Origin of the sequence: Chitinophaga sp., assembly GCF_036569125.1 — a bacterium.
In the GTDB taxonomy this organism is placed as follows: Bacteria; Bacteroidota; Bacteroidia; order Chitinophagales; family Chitinophagaceae; genus Chitinophaga.
Map to the genome: position 1 here is coordinate 1 of NZ_DATCRF010000553.1, position 3554 is coordinate 3554.

Below are 3554 nucleotides of genomic sequence, written 5' to 3' on the forward strand. Positions count from 1 at the left end.
ACCATTTTTACGAAAAGCTGCTGCTGCTGAAAGACCGTATGAACACTAATACGGCCAAAGAAATGGCAGAAGAGCGGCACCGTTTTATGGAGCAGTTCCTGGAACAGTTTTACCGGGAATGGGATGTGGATGTAGCGTAGCGGCAGTAGATAGCTATTAGCCGTTAGCTATTAGCTGTTAGCAGTCATGGCGGCTGCTGAGCAATTTATTTGGGTAACAAATAATGCAGTAACTTCTTTTTGTTATATGCTTAACATTAATAGCTTAATAACAGCTTCATAACTTAAGTAAACTATTCCCCTGACTGCCAACAGCTAACTGCTAACAGCCAATAGCTATTATTTCGCCGCTTTCTCAAAGAACAGCGCTTTCAGCTCACCGGCATCCTCCGGTTTCATTTTGCCGCTTAAGATCAGGCGCAGCTGTCTTCTCCGGAGTGCGCCATCATATAATTTCTTCTCTTCTTCAGTATCAGGGATAATGGCCGGTACCGGGCGGGACTTGCCATTGGGGTCCAGGGCTACAAAGGTCATAAACGCCTCATTGGATTTATAGCGGTACTGCTGCACAGGATCCTCGCCCCATACCCGCATATGTACTTCCATAGAGGTGGTAAAGGCGCGGCTTACCCGGGCCTCAATATGCACCACATTGCCTAGCTTGATAGGTGTTTCAAAAGAAATGTTATCCACAGAGGCCGTTACCACCGGCGCGCTGCAGTGTTTCATACAGGCAAGTGCCGCGGCAATATCCATCCAGTACATGAGGCGGCCGCCCATTAAATTGCCAAAAGTATTGGTATCGTTCGGTAATACCAGCTCCGTCATCCTGATCACTGAATCCTGGGCATGTTTGGGCGTAATAGTCATATGTTTATTAGTTGGTCCAGAGTCCATGGTCGATGGTCCATGGCCTTTACTCGTTTGATCTACAGAACGTTGCAGGCAATCGGCTATGGACCATGGACTATGGACTTTCAAACCGCAAACTTAGCAAAATTCCAGGGGCTAATCCACACATTCTGGATAATTAATACAGGTAATCGGATGGAGGTTGAGGGTTCATAAAAATTTTGTGTTAACTTTGCCTGACCTTCGGAAGTAATTCTACTTGACAGGTACAGATTACACCAAACAAAGTCCGGCGCTTCCTCCTAGGTCAGGGAATCTTTTCAGAATTTAGTTTTTATGGCAAAATATATCTTCGTTACGGGAGGTGTTACTTCCTCATTGGGAAAAGGAATTATAGCCGCCTCGTTGGCTAAACTATTGCAGGCACGCGGCTTTAGAGTGACTATTCAGAAATTTGATCCGTACATCAACGTGGATCCCGGGACCTTAAACCCTTATGAGCACGGGGAATGCTATGTAACCGAAGATGGCGCCGAAACCGACCTGGACCTGGGGCACTACGAGCGTTTCCTGAACACACCTACTTCCCAGGCCAACAATGTTACCACCGGCCGTATTTATCAGACTGTTATTAATAAAGAAAGGGAAGGCGCCTACCTGGGTAAAACCGTGCAGGTGATCCCCCACATCACAGATGAGATCAAACGCCGTATCCTGCTCCTGGGCAAGGATGGTAAATATGATATAGTGATCACGGAGCTGGGCGGTACTGTCGGCGATATTGAATCCCTGCCGTATGTAGAGGCGGTACGTCAGCTGCAGTGGGAGCTGGGCGAAGAAGATTGCCTGGTTATCCACCTCACCCTGATCCCTTACCTGCGTGCAGCTAAGGAATTGAAAACCAAGCCCACCCAGCACTCCGTAAGGCTGCTGAGCGAGAATGGCGTGCACCCGGATATTATTGTATGCCGTACGGAAGAGCCTATGTACCGCGATCTTAAGAAGAAGATAGCCCTGTTCTGTAACGTGCAGGTAGATGCGGTAATAGAAGCCAACGATGTAGGCACCATTTACGAAGTACCGCTGGAAATGATGCGGGAAAAGCTGGACGTGATCTGCCTTAAAAAGCTGAACCTGCCGGTTGAAAAAGAACCTGAGCTGATCAAATGGCGCGAGTTCCTGGATAAGCTGAAATACCCTAAAACCAAGGTAACCATTGGTTTGATCGGTAAGTACGTAGAGCTGCAGGATGCCTATAAATCCATCCTGGAATCGTTTATACATGCCGGCTCGGTAAATGAATGTAAAGTAGTGGTGCAGAACCTGCACTCTGAACATATTACACCTGATAATGTGGGCGATAAGCTCCGCAACCTGGACGGCCTGCTGGTAGCACCCGGTTTTGGCCACCGTGGCATAGAAGGTAAGATCACGGCCATCCAGTATGCCCGTGAGAACAACCTGCCTTTCTTTGGTATTTGTTTAGGCATGCAGATGGCCGTGGTAGAATATGCCCGTAATGTGCTGCACTGGACTGATGCCCACTCCACCGAAATGAACCCTGAAACCGCCCATCCGGTAATTGGTTTAATGGAGGAACAGAAGAAAATAACCGCCAAAGGCGGCACCATGCGCCTGGGCGCTTATGCCTGCCAGCTGAAGCCCGGCTCCCGTGCAGCCCAGATCTATGGCAGCACACTTATCAGCGAAAGGCACCGCCACCGCTACGAGTTTAACAGTGAGTTCCAGGAAGATTTTGTGAAAGCAGGCCTGGTAACCTCCGGCCACAACCCGGAAAGCACCCTGGTAGAGATGATTGAGCTGCCGGACCACCCGTTCTTTGTAGGCTGCCAGTTCCACCCCGAGCTGAAAAGCACCGTAGAAAGCCCGGCGCCCCTGTTCGTACACTTTATAGCCGCTGCCAAACAGTATGCAGAAGGTAAGAACGGCAAGCTCAAAGGCGCCGACGAAAAGAAGATCGTGCATCACCCGTAAATAAAAAATGTGCAGATATGCAAATGTGCAGATGTGCAGATGATAATCAATGGATTATCATTTGCATATCTGCCTTTTTAATTTGGGCCCTCTCTATCATTGTCATATTTGTATATTTTTATCTCTTCCACCATCTGCACATTTGCATATCTGCACATTTGCACATTTTTCACGTACCTTTGCTGCCTAAATTTTAATTGCACTTCGATGGACAGAAACTCGGTCATTGGATTTATACTGCTAGGAGTTTTACTGGTAGGCTACATCGTTTTTAACCAAAAACAACAAACCACCGCCCTCAGGGAAAAAGCCCGGCAGGATTCCATTGCGAACCTGAACAAGCCCAAAACCTTTACAGATACCAGCAGCCAGGCAAGCGGCAAACCCGATTCTGCGCAGCTGGCCGGCGAATATGGCGTTTTTGCCAACGCTGCTACTGGTACTGAGCAAAATACAGTGCTGGAGAATAAGGTGGTAAAGATCTCCTTTACCAATAAAGGCGGCCAGCCGGAATCTGTACAGTTAAAAGACTTTAAAAATGCTGCCGGTGGCCCGCTTATGCTGGTACAGGGCTCTTTTAACCGCTTATCCCTGCAGCTGCCGGTAAACAATCATACCTTAAATACAGCCGACCTGTATTTTACCGGCGGTCAGGTGCAAAGAGAGGCAGACGGTACGCAAACCCTGCGTTACCGCCTTTCCGTAACC

Annotated in this window: 2 protein-coding genes and 1 pseudogene; 2 read left to right on the top strand and 1 reads right to left on the bottom strand. The window is 48.3% G+C overall.

The features are described from left to right. Positions 1-338: 338 nt before the first annotated feature. A complete protein-coding gene (locus tag VIM87_RS20740) occupies positions 339-869 on the bottom strand; it encodes an acyl-CoA thioesterase (protein WP_217601601.1) in 531 nt (176 codons plus the stop codon). A gap of 318 nt (positions 870-1187) precedes the next feature. Between VIM87_RS20740 and VIM87_RS20745 the strand changes: the two genes are divergently transcribed. After that, positions 1188-2846: a CTP synthase gene (locus VIM87_RS20745; RefSeq protein ID WP_331998855.1), complete on the top strand. Its 1659-nt coding sequence runs from the start codon at positions 1188-1190 to the stop codon at positions 2844-2846. 207 nt (positions 2847-3053) lie between these two features. Further along, positions 3054-3554 (top strand): annotated as a pseudogene (locus VIM87_RS20750) (membrane protein insertase YidC); the annotation flags it as partial.

Coding starts and splice junctions, on each gene's coding strand:
- VIM87_RS20740 (WP_217601601.1), bottom strand. CDS start 869: ATGACTATTACGCCCAAACATGCCCAGGATTCAGTGATCAGGATGACG.
- VIM87_RS20745 (WP_331998855.1), top strand. CDS start 1,188: ATGGCAAAATATATCTTCGTTACGGGAGGTGTTACTTCCTCATTGGGA.